The organism is Vibrio sp. 10N.247.310.17 (assembly GCF_041466605.1).
Taxonomy (GTDB): domain Bacteria; phylum Pseudomonadota; class Gammaproteobacteria; order Enterobacterales; family Vibrionaceae; genus Vibrio; species Vibrio tasmaniensis_A.
The window spans coordinates 20,952-37,596 of sequence record NZ_JBFSTC010000027.1 but is presented as its reverse complement, the minus strand read 5'-3'; the positions used below and the strand labels follow the sequence as shown (position 1 = coordinate 37,596).

Annotated in this window: 13 protein-coding genes and 1 pseudogene; 12 read left to right on the top strand and 2 right to left on the bottom strand. The window is 46.2% G+C overall.

All coding sequences use genetic code 11. The annotated features are described in order from the left end of the window. Positions 1-62: 62 nt before the first annotated feature. The 10 genes and pseudogenes from AB6D80_RS10070 to AB6D80_RS10025 form a co-directional block, all read left to right on the top strand. Positions 63-1,028: pseudogene (locus tag AB6D80_RS10070) on the top strand (glycosyltransferase family 2 protein); the annotation flags it as partial. After that, positions 1,006-2,553, top strand: coding sequence for a histidine ammonia-lyase (gene hutH, locus AB6D80_RS10065; RefSeq protein WP_372188426.1), 1,548 nt, complete (start codon positions 1,006-1,008; stop codon positions 2,551-2,553). The pseudogene AB6D80_RS10070 and the gene hutH, both read left to right, overlap by 23 nt. A gap of 39 nt (positions 2,554-2,592) precedes the next feature. Next, a complete protein-coding gene (locus AB6D80_RS10060) occupies positions 2,593-3,123 on the top strand; it encodes an acyl-CoA thioesterase (protein WP_371702700.1) in 531 nt (176 codons plus the stop codon). Further along, positions 3,110-3,808, top strand: coding sequence for an outer membrane lipoprotein carrier protein LolA (locus AB6D80_RS10055; protein WP_372188424.1), 699 nt, complete (start codon positions 3,110-3,112; stop codon positions 3,806-3,808). The genes AB6D80_RS10060 and AB6D80_RS10055 overlap by 14 nt, the downstream gene beginning before the upstream one ends. Next, positions 3,780-6,152 (top strand): MMPL family transporter, encoded by a 2,373-nt coding sequence (locus tag AB6D80_RS10050; protein WP_371702704.1) that lies wholly within the window; start codon positions 3,780-3,782, stop codon positions 6,150-6,152. Before AB6D80_RS10055 ends, AB6D80_RS10050 begins: the two co-directional genes overlap by 29 nt. Further along, entirely contained in the window at positions 6,149-6,772 is a 624-nt protein-coding gene (locus tag AB6D80_RS10045; protein ID WP_102384893.1) for a DUF3261 domain-containing protein, read from the top strand. The genes AB6D80_RS10050 and AB6D80_RS10045 overlap by 4 nt, the downstream gene beginning before the upstream one ends. Before the next feature lie 5 nt (positions 6,773-6,777). Further along, positions 6,778-7,977 carry a beta-ketoacyl-[acyl-carrier-protein] synthase family protein gene (locus AB6D80_RS10040; protein ID WP_372188421.1) on the top strand — a complete coding sequence of 400 codons (1,200 nt, stop codon included), beginning with the start codon at positions 6,778-6,780 and terminating at the stop codon, positions 7,975-7,977. Beyond that, positions 7,970-8,434, top strand: coding sequence for a hotdog family protein (locus AB6D80_RS10035; RefSeq protein WP_017106323.1), 465 nt, complete (start codon positions 7,970-7,972; stop codon positions 8,432-8,434). Before AB6D80_RS10040 ends, AB6D80_RS10035 begins: the two co-directional genes overlap by 8 nt. Beyond that, positions 8,431-9,156 carry a 3-ketoacyl-ACP reductase FabG2 gene (locus tag AB6D80_RS10030; protein ID WP_372188420.1) on the top strand — a complete coding sequence of 242 codons (726 nt, stop codon included), beginning with the start codon at positions 8,431-8,433 and terminating at the stop codon, positions 9,154-9,156. Before AB6D80_RS10035 ends, AB6D80_RS10030 begins: the two co-directional genes overlap by 4 nt. Beyond that, complete coding sequence (locus AB6D80_RS10025; RefSeq protein ID WP_017076850.1) at positions 9,153-10,376, top strand: beta-ketoacyl-ACP synthase; 1,224 nt, start codon at positions 9,153-9,155, stop codon at positions 10,374-10,376. Before AB6D80_RS10030 ends, AB6D80_RS10025 begins: the two co-directional genes overlap by 4 nt. Before the next feature lie 86 nt (positions 10,377-10,462). Here the strand turns inward: AB6D80_RS10025 and gltX are convergent, their stop codons facing one another. Further along, a complete protein-coding gene (gltX, locus tag AB6D80_RS10020; RefSeq protein WP_372188419.1) occupies positions 10,463-11,890 on the bottom strand; it encodes a glutamate--tRNA ligase in 1,428 nt (475 codons plus the stop codon). A 331-nt stretch (positions 11,891-12,221) separates the two neighbouring features. On the opposite strand from gltX, the gene AB6D80_RS10015 reads away from it, so the two are divergent. Both AB6D80_RS10015 and AB6D80_RS10010 read left to right on the top strand, forming a co-directional pair. Continuing rightward, on the top strand, positions 12,222-15,011 hold the full coding sequence (locus AB6D80_RS10015; protein ID WP_372188418.1) for a copper-translocating P-type ATPase: 2,790 nt from the start codon (positions 12,222-12,224) through the stop codon (positions 15,009-15,011). After that, positions 15,001-15,441, top strand: coding sequence for a DUF411 domain-containing protein (locus AB6D80_RS10010; protein ID WP_372064333.1), 441 nt, complete (start codon positions 15,001-15,003; stop codon positions 15,439-15,441). Before AB6D80_RS10015 ends, AB6D80_RS10010 begins: the two co-directional genes overlap by 11 nt. 249 nt (positions 15,442-15,690) lie before the next feature. Here the strand turns inward: AB6D80_RS10010 and AB6D80_RS10005 are convergent, their stop codons facing one another. Next, complete coding sequence (locus AB6D80_RS10005) at positions 15,691-16,404, bottom strand: oligogalacturonate-specific porin KdgM family protein (RefSeq protein WP_009848608.1); 714 nt, start codon at positions 16,402-16,404, stop codon at positions 15,691-15,693. Positions 16,405-16,645 lie beyond the last annotated feature (241 nt).

Here is a 16,645-nt window from a genome sequence, read left to right as displayed (position 1 = left end):
ATCACCTAACAAGTTCGACACAATTTTCAGAAAGCAATCAGGCGCAGCAGACACCAAATAGCACTGAACAGCCTCATTGGTCCAGAACTCAAGAGCGCGGCACAGTTCTCGGTATCAAACTGTTGTTAGCTGTGTACTCACTATTAGGCCGAGGTGTATTCAACCTAATTTTGCGCGGTGTGATGCGTTACTACCATTTGACAGGCAAGCGCGCGCGAAACGCTTCTGAGCAATACCTATTCCAGCTTAAGACATACGCAGAGCAACAGAATATTGAGTTACCCGCTGAATTAACCAGTTATAACCACCTGCTTTCGTTTGGTCACACCATGCTAGACAAATTAGCCGCATGGAAAGGCGATTTTTCAGTCGATAACCTGACTATTCATGGTCAAGAGCAATTCGAAAGTATGGTGGAAAACCAGCAAGGTGTGCTAATCCTAGGTTCTCACCTTGGTAATATCGAGTTGTGCCGCGCTTTGGGACGTCGACACTCACACATCAAAATCAATGCGCTGGTCTTCACGGAACACGCCGAACGCTTTAATTCGGTGATGAAAGCGGTAAACCCACAGTCTGATTTAAACCTGATTCAGGTGACATCGATGGGCCCTGATACCGCCATCTTGTTGCAACAAAAATTGGAGCAAGGTGAATGGATTGTGATCGTTGGCGATAGAACCTCCACCAGCAAAGAGAGTCGCTCAGTATGGGCAGAGTTCTTGGGTAAAGAAGCTCCCTTCCCTCAAGGGCCATTTATGTTAGCCTCTGTTCTCAAAGCGCCAGTATTCTTACTGTTTGGCCTACGAGATGACCCACAAACCAAACCGCATTTTAATGTCTATTTTGAGCATTTCAGCGACAAAATAGAGCTACCAAGGAAGACTCGCGAACAATCTTTACAGCAAGTCGTGCAGAAATACGCAGACCGACTTCAGCACTACACACTGAAAGCACCGCTTCAGTGGTACAACTTTTTTAACTTTTGGACATTGAGCAAGCACCATGACGAAAAAAAATCCAAATAGCATCACCTTTGGTGCCGAACGCCTCACGATTGAGGATGTTGTCGCTATTTCACAAGGCGCAAAAGCCTCGATGAACTCAAGTAATGAGTTCACATCAAAGATCGACCGCGGTGTCGCTTTTTTAGAACGCCTATTGAAAGAAGAAGGCGTGATCTATGGTGTGACAACGGGCTACGGTGACTCATGTACCGTTGCAATTCCACCAAACCTTGTTGATGAATTACCACTGCATCTAACGCGCTTTCATGGCTGTGGTTTAGGCGAAATACTGTCTCATGAGCAAGCTCGTGCCGTATTAGCAACGCGCCTTTGTTCATTGTCACAAGGTGTCTCTGGTGTGACTCACGATTTGCTCAACCAGATCGTCACTCTGATCAATCAAGATATCTCACCGCGTATTCCTCAAGAAGGATCGGTTGGTGCCAGTGGTGATTTAACGCCGCTGTCTTATCTGGCAGCAGCACTGATTGGTGAGCGCGATGTCATCTACAAAGGTGAAGTTCGCCCTACTAGTGACGTTTACAAAGAGCTAGGGATTAACCCTATCAAGCTTAAGCCAAAAGAAGGCTTAGCATTGATGAATGGCACGTCGGTAATGACGGCTCTGGCTTGTATCGCCTACAAACGTGCAGAATACCTAGCTCAGCTGTCGACTAAGATCACCGCAATGGTGTCTGTAGGTATGCAAGGCAACGATTTCCATTTCGATGAAGTGCTGTTTGCAGTGAAGCCTCATCCGGGTCAACAGCAAGTTGCTGCATGGCTACGTGATGACTTACAAGCGGATCGTCCGCCACGTAACAGTGCTCGCCTACAGGATCGTTACTCACTGCGTTGTGCCCCACATGTGATTGGTGTGGTTCAAGACTCTCTGCCTTGGCTACGCCAAATGATTGAGAACGAGCTTAACAGCGCTAACGATAACCCAATTATCGATGGCGACAATGAGCGCGTACTGCACGGTGGACATTTCTACGGTGGTCATATCGCAATGGCAATGGATACACTAAAAACAGCGGTAGCCAACCTTGCAGACCTACTTGATCGACAAATGGCGCAGTTGATGGATTACAAGTTCAACAACGGCTTGCCATTTAACCTAACCGGTGCTGAAGGCGAACGTAAACCAATCAACCACGGTTTCAAAGCGGTACAGATTGGCGTTTCAGCTTGGACAGCAGAAGCATTAAAACACACCATGCCAGCAAGCGTGTTCTCTCGTTCAACCGAGTGTCACAACCAAGACAAAGTCAGCATGGGCACCATTGCGGCTCGTGACTGCTTACGCGTTCTTGAACTGACTGAACAAGTAGCGGCAGCATCACTTCTGGCGGGGACACAAGCGCTTGAGCTTCGTAAACGCCATAATGAGCTTGATGAGCACCACATGAGTGAAAACCTAAAGCACATTCGCGACGAAGTGCTTAAAGAGTTTGAATTTATCGTAGAAGATCGACCACTTGAAGGCGATCTACGCCACTTCATTGCTCGTATTCAAAGTCAACACTGGTCACTTTACTCCTAGAGTAGCTAACCCTTTACGCAATATTGTTGAGAGCGATTTATGTCTGAAATCCTTCATCCATTAAAATCAGAGGTTACTTTAGTAACCTCATTCCAAGATGCCGACCCAATGGGCGTGATCTACCATGGCAACTACTTCCGATTTTTTGAAGAAGTTAGGCGCATCATGATGGATAAGATTGAGTACAACTACCATGAGATGAAGGATTCTGGCTACATGTGGCCGCTCATCGACACGCGCGTAAAGTACATCAAAGCAATACCGTTTAATCATCAGATCACGGTATCCGCTAAGTTAACTGAGTGGGAAAACCGCTTGCGTGTTGACTACGAAATTCACGATGCCAACACCGGTGCTCGTATGACACGCGCTCACACCATGCAGGTTGCAGTAACCATTGAAGAGCAAGAGATGTGTTTTGCTTCGCCGAAAGTGTTTACCGATAAAATCGAACACTGGCATCAATTTGGCTGCTTACCCCAATCAACTGAGCAGCAATCAAACGATCACCAATCAGAGCAACCGCAAGTACCTAACACACAGCAGCAGGTGAAACATGAGTCTGTTTAAACACGGGCGTAAGCAAATCAGTATCGTACTGCTCGGGCTTGCTTCAATGATGGCGAGTCACTTTACTGGCGCTAGCGAGAACACGAATGCTGTCGGCTCTATTACAGAACTACAAACCGTGTTAAGCGAAAATAGTATCGTTCGTGGTGAGTTTACTCAAACACGTAACATGGAAATGTTCGCCCAACCTCTAACATCACAAGGTACTTTCCTGTTAGACAAGTCGAATGGGTTGCTTTGGACACAAGCGACCCCCTTTCCTGTGAGCTTGGTGCTAACCGATAACAAACTGAGCCAAAGGTTTGCCGATCAACCCGCTAAGATCATTACCGATAAAGAAAACCCAATGGCGTTTTATTTCAGCCATATCTTCTTATCAGTGTTTCACGGCGACACGCAAAAACTTCAAGAGCAATTCTCACTGTCATTTGAACCAGCGACTGCGAAAAATTCTGATGAAAGTGCAAACTCAAATTCACAAGACACACGATGGACACTCACTCTAAAGCCGAAAAGTGCTCCGATGAACGCGGTGTTTGAAGCTATCACGCTGCAAGGACGAGGTGACATTGAACGCATCAAACTTAGAGAAGTTCGTGGGGACAGCACAGTGATCGAATTTAGCCAGTTAAGACATCTACCGGAAGTATTATCAGATGCTGAAGCGCAACAATTCCAATTCTAGCCTAGCCCTTGCTTGGCTTGTTGTCGTAATGCTATTTAGCGGATTGTTGATCAAACAATTCGCTTTTTCTTCGTCAGTACCGATTGAAAGCAACATCATGAAATTGCTACCAGAAAACCAGCAAGACCCCATGGTAGAGCAAGCCTTTCAGCAGATATCCAGCTCGATGAGCGAGCAAGTGGTGTTTATCATAAGCGCCTCCGACGTCGAACAAGCCATGACAGCGACTGATGCTTTTGAAAAAGCCCTCAACCAAAGATCTTTCTCAAATCAGCCAACTCTGTTTAAGCAAGTTCAAGGCAAGATCAACGCCAGCACGCAAAGCCAATGGAGCGATTTCTATTTTCGTCACCGAGCTCAACTTCTAACTCAACAACAAAAAGAGACGCTGACACACTCGCCGGATTCGCGAGCTCAATATGTCATTCAGTCTTTGTACAATCCGTTCTCAGGCGTCACCGCAGCAGAGCTATCTCTCGACCCATTCTTGTTATTTCGCGACTACATCAGTGCTGTGGGCGTTCAATCAAGTAACTTTGTTCTGAAAGAGGGATACCTCACAGCTCAATCTAATGAGCAAACTCACATTTTGGTGACGGCGACTCTGGCGGGTTCGCCTTATAGTTTAGCGATTCAAGAGCAACTTCCTGCTCTTGATTCAATTGAGCGCGAGATCGAAAAGCAGTTTGGTGTCAAAGTGCAGCATACCGGTGTGGTGTTCTACGCCAATTACGGTACCGAAAGCGCGAAATCAGAAATCAGTACCATTGGTTTGGGCTCATTGGCCGGTGTAATTTTATTGGTGTGGCTAACATTTCGTAGCGCCCTCCCACTTGCCTTGTCTTTGCTTTCAATCAGTACCGGATTATTGGTCGCTCTGGCAAGCACCGTCGCTATCTTCGGTAAAGTTCACCTGTTTAGCTTGGTGTTTGGCGCTAGCTTGATTGGCGTATCCATCGACTACTCCTTTCACTACCTGACTGATCGCTTGGCGGCTGGTAATCAATGGCAAAGCGACAAAGGGTTGAAACATATTATCGTTGCGATCACCTTGGGTCTGATCACCAGCTTGATTGGCTACCTAGGTCTGTTGGTGGCACCTTTCCCGGGATTGCAGCAACTTGCTCTGTTTTCGTCGATTGGACTGATCGCAGCTTACGCCAGTGTGGTGTGTTGGTATCCGGTTTTAGCGGCAAAACCAAGCCAAGAACGCCCTCTTCCCTTGTCGAAGCTTTGGCATACTTGGTTAAGCCTCTGGAGCAACCAAAAATTTAGAATTGGCTTACCATTAATAGTGACTGTCGTTAGTTTGATATCACTCAGTCAAATTCGTTACGACGACGATATTCGCCAACTTCAGGCGATGCCAGAGCAACTCAAACAGCAAGAGCAAGCCATTACTGAAATCTCAGGATTAGGTAGTGGTCAAAATATGCTGCTGGTGACCGCCAACAGCGATCAAAAACTGCTAAAAAAACTGGCAGATATCACCACGAGCTTAGATTCTTTGGTCGATAGCCAAGGTATCTCCGGATATCGCAGCATCAATCAACAGTTGCTAAGCGAACAAGACCAGCATGATAACTATCAGTTAGTTGAACAGCTCTATGGCCAGCAAAGCCATATCTTACAGAACACTCTTGGTTGGCCTAGCTTTCCAGAGCAACCTAAGTTCGAGGCAATCACGGTATCTGGATTTTTAGAATCACCGGTGTCAGAACCTGTTCGACCACTTTGGTTAAAACCGATCGATGGGCAAGCCGCGTCAGTCATTTTGATAAAAGACGTCACGAATTCAGAATTGTTCTCTCAATGGCTCGATTCAAGCTTTGCTCAGCAACAAGGCGTTAAATACCTTAATAAAGCCGATGAAATCTCCGCTCTCTTTTCGGAATATAGAGTCAAGATCACCGAGCTATTATTGATAGCTTTGGCCGCTATTGGAATGGTGTTAGGTTGGCGCTACGGTGTGAAGCAAAGCCTATTAATGCTGTTGCCTTCATTAATTGCCGGAGTCGCTGGTTTAGCGATAGCGGGCATTTTAGGCTCAACGTTAAACCTGTTTAATCTGCTTGGTCTAATTCTGATTTTAGGAATTGGTATCGACTACACCCTATTTTTTGCGGAACAGAAGAAATCACTAAGCACCTTATTAGCGATTACTTTGTCAGGCCTCACAACGCTACTCTCATTTGGCTTATTGTCACTGAGTCAGACTCATGCCATTCATAGCTTCGGTGTTACCGTCCTAACTGGTATTTTCGTCGCGTGGTTGCTTTCGCCACTTGCAATCAACAACCAACAAGCAGCGGAAAAATCAAACTCTCGAGAGGCTTTTAGATGAACAAAACAATCAAGATAGCGCTCGCCGTTGGATTGGGCTTACTACTCAGCGCTTGTTCGATGGTGTCTCAACAGCCTACAGGCGCAAGTGTCGCAATCGACAAAGACACAGAGCTCGCCTTGCCGCTGCCTGCTGAACTGGGATACTCATTTACGGCAAGTCAGCTGATCAGCGCAACATGGCAAGACGATACACAGCAACTGCCTGTTCAAGTCGAAGTCACATCAGATAAAGTCGTGTTAGCGGGTTTTTCCTCTTGGGGAACACGCATCTTATCGCTGCAATACCAGAACCAAGCCATTGAGACTCAAGTTCTGTCCGGTCTTGGAGCAACCCTGCCGCAACCTGAGCAGGTGTTATTTAATTTAATGCTCACCTTATGGCCAGCAGAAGCATGGGCCCAACCTTTGCAAAGCATTGGTTGGCATTTGGTCGATACAGAAAACAGCCGCACCGTATTTGATGAAAACCAACAGGCAATCATTGAAATTGATTACCATGCAGAGCCCGGAACACACAAAACCACGGGCAATATTGTTTTCAAGCATTTGATTCAAGGCTACACCATCACTATTCAAACGTTGAACTCAACGATTGTCGATAACCCAAGTAAGAGCTGAACATTATGCCTATTTATATCCAAGACTGTGGTTTCCACTCCGCATTAGGCTCAAGCGTTGCTGACATTCATGGCTGCCTCAAAGGCGAGCATGAATCAAACATGGTTGAAGTAAGCGATATGTTGAATGACGGTAAGCACACTATCGTCGGTAAGGTGGCTGGCGAACTGCCAGCGATCCCATCTGATCTAACGCAATACGCCACTCGCAACAATCAGCTGGCGTTATCCGCTCTTAATCAAATCAAAGACTCTATTAAGCAAGCAAAATCACAATTTGGCGCAGACAGAATTGCCGTAGTTATTGGCACCAGTACCTCAGGTATCTCAGACGGCGAAGCGGCATTCAAACATAAACTGGCACATGGTGAGTTTCCTGAGCATTACCATTACTCAAAACAAGAATTGGGCAATACCTCTGAATTTGTTAGCCAACATTGTGCATTAACAGGACCAAGCTATGCGATATCGACCGCTTGCTCGTCCAGTGGCCGTGCATTTCTGACCGCACAACGTTTGTTAGATTCTGGAATGGCTGATGCTGTGTTGGTTGGAGGTGTCGACACCTTATGTAAGCTAACGCTCAATGGTTTTCATGGTCTTGAAGCACTTTCAACCACACATTGTAAGCCGTTTAGTGCAACACGAGATGGTATCAACATCGGAGAAGCAGCAGCATTTATGTTGCTTAGCAAGGCAAAGCTGGTCGGTGTTAATACAACGCAAGACACGTCGAACATTGCCTTGTTAGGCTGTGGCGATAGCTCTGACGCACACCATATTTCAGCGCCTCACCCTGAAGGGAACGGCGCTGAGCAAGCGATGATAAAGGCGTTAGATTCTGCTCAGTTACAAGCTGAAGACATCGGTTATATCAATGCTCATGGCACCGCAACGCCACTCAATGATTCAATGGAAAGCAAAGCCATTCATCGTATTTTTGCAAACAAGGTTCCCGTCAGTTCCACCAAGCCTCTTACCGGGCATACTCTTGGAGCCGCAAGTGCGATAGAGGCTGCAATAGCATGGCATATTTTAAAATATGACTTACCGCTTCCCTTACAAAAATGTCAGGATAAAGCTGAAGATATTGAGATTGATTTGGTAAACTGTTCCCAGAAACTTAAAGTAAAGAACATCTTAAGCAACTCGTTCGCTTTTGGTGGCAACAACATTAGCCTGATTTTTGGTGTAGTAAATGACTGATATCCCTTCTGTAGACCAACTTCTCCCACACGATGATCCGATGATATTAATCGATCGTGCTATCAACGTAGAGGCGTTGTCGATTCACTGTCAGGTCGATATTGGTGCTCATAACCTGTTCTTTAATGCCGAATCTCAAACCGTACCCGCTTATGTGGGTATCGAGTTTATGGCGCAGTCTGTGGCGGCATGGTCTGGATACCATGCGCTGAAAAACGGCACGACTCCTCCAATCGGCTTCTTACTCGGTTCTCGTCGCTACAAGTCACTGTGTGATGAGTTCACTCAAGGTCAGACCCTTGATATCTACGCCGAGCAACTGATGGAAGACAGTGGCATGGCCGTGTTTACCGCCCGAGTCGAAGACCAAGGTGAGTTAGTAGCTCAATGCCAACTCAACGTCTACGTGCCGACCGAACAAAAATTACAAGAAATGAAAACTAGGAGCCCATCATGACCCGTCAGGTTTTAGTCACAGGTGCCAGCAAAGGCATTGGTAAAGCGATCGCAATTCAACTCGCGAAAGACGGATTTGAAATCGCCGTTCACTACATGGGTGACAAGCAAGGTGCTGAAAACACATTAAAATCGATAACCGAACTGGGTGGCGCGGGGCGTCTGATCCAATTTGATATCAGCAATCGCAGCGAGTGTCGCGAAACGCTTGAGTCAGATATTACCGAGCACGGCGCTTACTATGGTGTGGTGAACAATGCGGGTATTACTCGTGACACAGCATTCCCAGCCATGACGGAAGAAGAGTGGGATGGCGTGATCCATACCAATCTCGATAGCTTCTACAACGTGCTTCACCCTTGTGTGATGCCAATGGTTCAGAAACGCAAAGGCGGTCGCATCATTACTCTGGCGTCTGTATCGGGCATCATGGGTAATCGTGGTCAAACCAACTATGCTGCAGCAAAAGCGGGCGTAATTGGCGCAACTAAGTCTCTAGCTTTAGAGTTAGCGAAACGCAAGATCACGGTAAACTGTGTCGCTCCAGGCTTAATTGATACCGGCATGGTTGATGAGCACGTGAAAGATCATGCCCTTCCTCAAGTTCCACTGCGCCGCATGGGCGAGCCAGAAGAAGTCGCCGGCCTAGTGAGCTATCTCATGTCTGATATTGCAGGCTACGTTACTCGCCAAGTAATTTCAGTTAATGGAGGCTTAGTATGACCCGCCGCGTTGTTGTAACTGGCATGTCTGGTGTTACTGCCTTTGGTAATGATTGGCAGCACATCGAGCCAAAACTGAAAGCGTGTGAAAATGCCACTCAATATATGCCAAGCTTTGAGCAGTATGATGGCCTCAACACTAAGCTAGCTGCGCCTATTGATGACTTCCAGTTGCCAAAACACTACAAACGCAAACAGGTTCGAGGCATGGGTCGGGTTTCTCGCTTAGCCACTGTCGCGACTGAAGATGCTTTAACACAAGCCGGGTTGATTGGACATGATGTTCTGACTAACGGAGAAACTGGCATTGCCTACGGGTCTTCAACCGGCAGTACCGATGCGGTTGGTGCGTTTGGCGTGATGCTTAACGAGAAATCGACACGAGCAATTACAGCAACCACCTATGTTCAAATGATGCCACACACCGCTGCGGTCAACGTTGGACTGTTCTTTGGCCTGCGCGGTCGCGTGATTCCCACCAGCAGTGCCTGCACTTCAGGAAGCCAAGCGATTGGTTACGCCTATGAAGCAATTAAACACGGCTACCAAACCGTAATGGTTGCCGGTGGCGGTGAAGAGCTCTGCCCAACTGAGTCTGCCGTTTTCGATACCCTTTTTGCTACCAGTTTGAAAAACGACACACCAGAAAAATCCCCTAGCCCTTACGACAGCGAGCGCGATGGCCTAGTCATCGGTGAAGGCGCAGGTACGCTTGTTCTTGAAGAGTATGAACATGCTGTTGCTCGTGGCGCAAAAATCTACGCTGAGATCATCGGCTTTGCCAGCAACTGCGATGCCGCTCATGTGACCCAACCTCAGATGGAAACCATGCAAATTTGTATGGAGAAAGCACTGAAAGACGCACAACTTCCTGCTGAGAAAATTGGCTATGTTTCTGCGCACGGAACGGCGACTGAAAAAGGCGATATTGCAGAAAGTAATGCGACCGCGAACATCTTTGGTGAAGTGCCAATCAGTTCGTTGAAAAGCTACTTTGGCCATACGCTTGGTGCGTGTGGTGCGATTGAAGCTTGGTTGAGCCTAGAGATGATGCATTCAGGCTGGTTCAGCCCAACATTGAACCTTGAGAACATCGACGAACGCTGCGGCAAGCTTGATTACATCACGGGCTCAGGTCGCGAATTGGATGTTGAATATCTGATGAGCAACAACTTTGCCTTTGGCGGAATTAACACCTCAATCATCTTCAAAAAGATTTAAGCTTATTTATTAGCTAAAACTCGAGACAAATAAAAAGGGTCAGTAACCAAGTTACTGACCCTTTTTTGAATCTAGCAAAAGCTCAATTAAGCGTTAGCTTCACGCTCTGCGATGAACTCAAGAGCCATCTTGATACGAGCGATTACGCGCTCTTTACCAACAAGATCCATCACTGCATCCACAGAAGGAGACTGACCGCCACCCGTTACTGCTACGCGAAGTGGCATGCCGATTTTACCCATACCGATCTCTAGCTCTTCACATACTGCTGCAATCACACCATCTTTGATGTTTGCTGTAGTGAACTCTTCAAGTGCTTCAACCTTAGCAAGAGCAAGCTCTAGCGGGCCTTTAGCAACACCACGTAGGTGCTTCTTAGCTGCGCCAGCTTCAAACTCAGAAAAATCTTCGTAGAAGTAACGAGATTGCTCAGCAAGTTCGATAAGCGTATTACAACGCTCGCCAACTAGCTTGATCACTTCAGTGATAGCTGGGCCGTTTGTTGTATCGATCTTTTGTGCATCTAGGTGCCATTGCAGGTATTTTGCAACGTACTCAGGCTCAGAAGTCTTGATGTAGTGGTTGTTCAACCAAAGTAGTTTTTCAGTGTTGAATGCAGATGCAGACTTGCTGATTGCGTTCAGGCTGAAGAATTCAATCATCTCTTCTTGAGAGAAGATCTCTTGGTCACCGTGAGACCAACCTAAACGAACTAGGTAGTTGTTTAGTGCATTTGGTAGGTAACCTTCATCGCGGTATTGCATTACTGATACAGCACCGTGACGCTTAGAAAGTTTCGCACCGTCATCACCAAGAATCATTGCACAGTGAGCGAAAGTTGGAACTGGCGCGCCTAGTGCTTCATAGATGTTGATTTGACGAGGTGTGTTGTTGATGTGGTCTTCACCGCGAACAACGTGTGTAATACCCATATCCCAGTCATCCACTACAACTACGAAGTTGTAAGTTGGAGCACCGTCTGTACGACGAATGATTAGGTCATCAAGTTGGCTGTTTGCGATTTCAATGCGACCACGGATTTGGTCATCAAATACTACGCTACCTTCTTTAGGGTTACGGAAACGGATAACGCATGCATCACCTTCTTTTGCTGCTTCGTTTGCTGCAACAATTTTAGGGTGGTTCGCATCGTAACGAGCCATTTCCTTGTTTTCTTCTTGCTCTGTACGAATTTCGTCAAGCAGCTCTTTAGACGCGTAGCATTTGAATGCTTTGTCTTCAGCAAGTAGCTTATCAACCATTTCGTTGTAACGGTCAAAACGCTTAGATTGGTAGTAAGGACCTTCATCCCATTCCATACCCATCCATTGCATGCCTTCTAGAATTGCATCAACCGCTTCTTGAGAGTTACGCTCAAGGTCCGTGTCTTCGATACGTAGAACGAATTCACCACCTTGGTTCTTAGCGAATAGCCAAGAGTAAAGTGCAGTACGTGCACCACCAACGTGAAGATAGCCAGTTGGGCTAGGAGCAAAACGAGTTTTAACCGTCATTTAAATACCTTGATTATGTAGGTGATTCTTTTAGTGGGGTCTAATACAAAGTCTGTAATAGCCAAATATCACTAAATTTTGGGCGCTATTTTATCACCACCGCTTAAATCTACAATCAGTAGTGAATGATTAATGCGCGGATCTTGTGCGAAAGCCACTGTAGAAAGGCCAAATTCAGCTTCGATGTAGCAAATCTATAGCCTGAGCCCATAAATTATAGCCACGCTTTTCTTTAACTCCCGCTTATTTCATCAACGTACCCCACCCATTCATATGCCACTAAGATCAAATTCTTGAATTTATGTTTGACCTTACCCTTACGGGAAGGTTTATGTTAGGCGTAGATGAGAATTGGAGTATCGATATGAACCATTACACAACCGCGCTCAACGGCCTAAATTGCATGGGTTGTGCGAAGAAAGTTCGCACACTGTTTGGCGAACTCGACAATACGACGATCAATGATATATCGCCGACATACATCGATATTTCGACTCCAATTAATTACGTTCAACTCAACGAACAGTTGGCGACGCTTGGTTATAGCATGGGCAATAAACTGCACCTTTCGTTATCCGGTCTTAGCTGCAGTAAGTGCGTGAACAAGCTGACTCAAGCGCTTGAGCAGACCGAGCAAATCTCAGACCTAGAAGTCAGCAAACATGAATTGTCCTTGGTTACTCTGCTTTCAGAATCCGAGCTTATTGAGCTAATCGAAAGTGTGGGTTATCACGCGGCTTCCTACTCTGAAGTTAATGAGCCTTTATCTAATTCAGATTCAGATTCAGAAGACGATAAAAAAACAGTGCCCGTGGAACCGACACAAGATAAACCTGCTGCTAGCCAATATACCTATCACCTTGTTCTTGAGGGAATGACGTGTGCGAGTTGTGTTTCTTCGGTAGAGAAAGCGCTGAAAAAGAATGAGTTCGTCGACCAAGCTCAGATCAACCTCGCTGAACAGACAGCCTTGGTCTTCACATCTGAAACACGTGACGTCATCGAGAGCGCGCTAATAGAATCGGTGAAAAACGCAGGTTACGGTGCCGAGTTCGTTGATGACGCGGCAACTCAACAACAAAAACAGCAAGAGCAACAACTTCGTACCCAAAAAGCTTTCCTAAAGAATTCAGTAAGCGCGCTACTTATCGGTGCTCCGCTGATGGCGTGGGGTCTGTTTGGTGGCAGCATGACTATTGCTACATTTAACGACCAATTGGCTTGGGGCTTAATAGGTGTCGTCTGTTTGGTACTGCTTGCGACCTCAGGACGCAGCTTCTTTACTAACGCTTGGCAATCACTGATGCACAAGCGTGCAACCATGGATACCTTGGTCGCTCTAGGTACAGGCGCGGCATGGTTCTATTCAATGCTGGTTGTGCTGATTCCATCATGGTTCCCAGAACCATCACGCCATGTCTATTTTGAAGCGAGTGCAATGATTGTTGGCCTTATTTCTTTGGGTCACTACATTGAAGCTAAAGCCAAGGCACGCACCACCAAATCTTTGCAGGCACTGATTAATTTACAACCTCAAAAGGCTGTGGTTATCGTCGATGGTAAAGAGCAAACCATCGCTGTAGAAGCCATTCAAGTCGATATGCAAGTTCGAGTGAAACCGGGAGAAAAAGTCCCTGTCGATGGTGTCGTGATATCTGGCGAATCTTATATCGATGAATCGATGCTGACTGGCGAACCACTTCCCAACGTTAAATCAATTAATGATGGCGTTTCTGCTGGTACCATCAATGGTGATGGTAGCTTAGTTATTGAAGCGACAGGAATTGGTTCAAGCACCATGTTGGCTCGAATCATTCAGATGGTTCGCCAAGCACAAAGCAGCAAGCCTGCGATTGCGAAGCTTGCCGACTCTATCTCTGCCGTTTTCGTACCAGTTGTGGTCGCAATCGCAGCCATTGCCGCCCTAGTTTGGTTTTTTGTTGGACCACAACCGAGTGCAAGTTACATGCTCGTGGTATCAACCACTGTACTGATCATCGCCTGTCCATGTGCCTTGGGCTTAGCGACACCGCTCTCTATTACTGTCGGCGTGGGCAAAGCCGCTGAGTTTGGTGTTCTGATCAAGGATGCCGATGTGTTGCAATCTGCAAGCAAAATCGATGCTGTCGTATTTGATAAAACAGGCACCCTAACCCAAGGTAAGCCAACCGTTCAGCAGGCCTTTTATGGCGACTTATCAGAACAAGAACTGCTGGCTTACGCCTATTCGGTAGAGGTAGGCTCAGAACACCCATTAGCGAAAGCCGTTTGCCAATATGCTGAGAGCTTACAAGTTTCAGCGCTACCCCAAAGCGAATTCGAAAACCAAAGAGGGCTTGGAGTACAGGCAATAATTAGCGGCAAAAACGTTCAAGTAGGCTCACTTAAGTACCTCACCCAACTCGGCATCAATACAGACATTGGCGCAGACTTTATCGAGCTTTGCCGTTCACAAGCATGGACACCCATCTTCGTTGTAATCGACCAAAAACTGGAAGGAATATTTGGCATTTCAGATGCATTAAAAATAGATAGCAAACAAGCCATTGCTCAACTAAAATCCGCTGGAATTCACACCGTACTATTAACAGGCGACAATGACTCTGTGGCTCAAGCAATAGGTAAAAACGTCGGTATCGACGAGGTTATCTCGGAAGTACTACCAGAGCAGAAAGCTCAACATATTGTTCAGCTGCAACAGCAATATAAGAGTGTTGCCATGGTCGGAGACGGTATTAACGATGCACCCGCTCTTGCTCAAGCGGATATAGGAATCGCAATGGGCAGTGGCAGTGATGTCGCGATTGAAAGTGCGCAAATGACGCTACTCAACTCATCGCCATTATCAGTAAGCAACGCGATCGAGTTATCTCAAGCGACCGTGAGAAATATGAAGCAAAACCTATTTGGTGCCTTCATCTACAACTCGCTTGGTATTCCTATCGCAGCCGGTGTGCTCTACCCATTTTTCGGATTTCTGCTTAGTCCTGTCGTTGCAGGCGCTGCGATGGCGATGTCGTCAATTACTGTAGTCAGCAATGCCAACAGATTAAGACTGTTTAAACCCACACATTCTAATATCAACAAAAACCATATTCATGAGGTTCACCATGATTCGTAAAATTATGACTCTTACTGCACTCGCTGCAATTTCAGGACAAGCTCTCGCTACTAATGTACTAAACCATAAGTCTCCATACTGTGGCTGCTGCACAGAGTGGACAGAACACATGCAAGACGCAGGTTTCGATGTCACAGAGAAACTCCATGATGACATGAACCCAATCAAGCAGAAGTTAGGAGTAACGCCAGAGCTGGCTTCTTGCCATACGGCAGAGATCGACGGTTACGTATTTGAAGGACACATTCCAGCAGAGGATGTGAAAGCCTTTTTAGAAAACCCACCACGCAATGCGATTGGCTTGGCGGTTCCAGGCATGCCAATGGGCTCTCCGGGCATGGAGTATGGCGATAAGAAAGACGAGTATTCTGTGTATGCGTTTAACGAGAAAGGTCAGGTGTTTGAATACCGTCATTACAACGGAAAATAGAGCGTAAATAGACCTACGAACAGCAATAAAAATAGAGCCTAGCATTAAGTAAACCCAAGACTGTGGTTTACTTACTAGGCTCTTTGCTTTTGGACAGTAAAGCAAATCTTGTCGCGGCACCAACCGGGCTGTTAGTACCGCTATGTTTTCGTCGCTAGTTAGCAAAAACTCTATTTAACAAAAAAGCTAATTAGCGAAGAAACTCACTTGGCTAATAATCTAATCGATTAAGCAGCCAAGTGAGTCAGCTTAGAAGCCGTAAGATGCACCGAATACGAATGCGTTGTTTGTTTTAGACGCGCCGTTCGCGAAATCAACTCCGTTAGCTTGGCTACGGAATTCGAAGTAAGGTTGAACACCTTGACGAGTCCATGTTGCACGAAGCTCGTGATCCATAGCTTCAGCATCAATCATGTATACGTTGTTGTAGCTAAGCGCTAGGTCTTCGTTTACAGAGTAAGCAATGCGGTTATCCATGCGGTAATCAGTGTCAGCATCTGCAGAAGTGTCATCGATGTGTGCACGAGTACGGTTACTAATAGAGATACCGTTGTCGAAGTTGTAACCAATTTTAACCAGTGGACGGAACTGAATGCTCTCGCCAGCAGAGAAGACATGTTGGTAACCCGCTGCAACCCATAGGTTGTCAGTGATATTGAAAGCTTGCTCACCACCAACAGTGATGAATGCATTTGCTTGACCAGTTGTTGCGTCGCCACCAGTTTCAGCAGCAGTTAGACCTTCAAGGTCGCCAAGTTGGATGCCATCAAACTCAGTGTAAACAGTTAAACCGCCTAGAGAGTTGTCAAACGTGTGGCCAGCTTCTAGAGTCGAAGTCATATCAGAACCGTGGATACGGCCATCGTCGTGAAATTGGATATTACCTGTAACGTAAGAAGAACCAGCGAAAGCACTAGAAGCGAAAGCAAGAGAAAGTGCACTTAGAGCGATAATTTTTTTCATAGTAAACTGCCTTAGTTTAAATTTTTCAGCGACATATCTTCGGTATATCATTCACCTTCGCCGCTTGAGTAATTGGTAGCCTCCCTGGCATGAAATCTATCTTGCTCGATTTAATTTACGTTTCAAAATAAAAGGGCAAGCAGAGTGATCTCTCTCACCATCAAAAAAGGGAAAGTTATTTAACTTAAATAAATCAATAACTTAAAAACATAAAAATAGATAAAAAAAGAAACCCAATAAT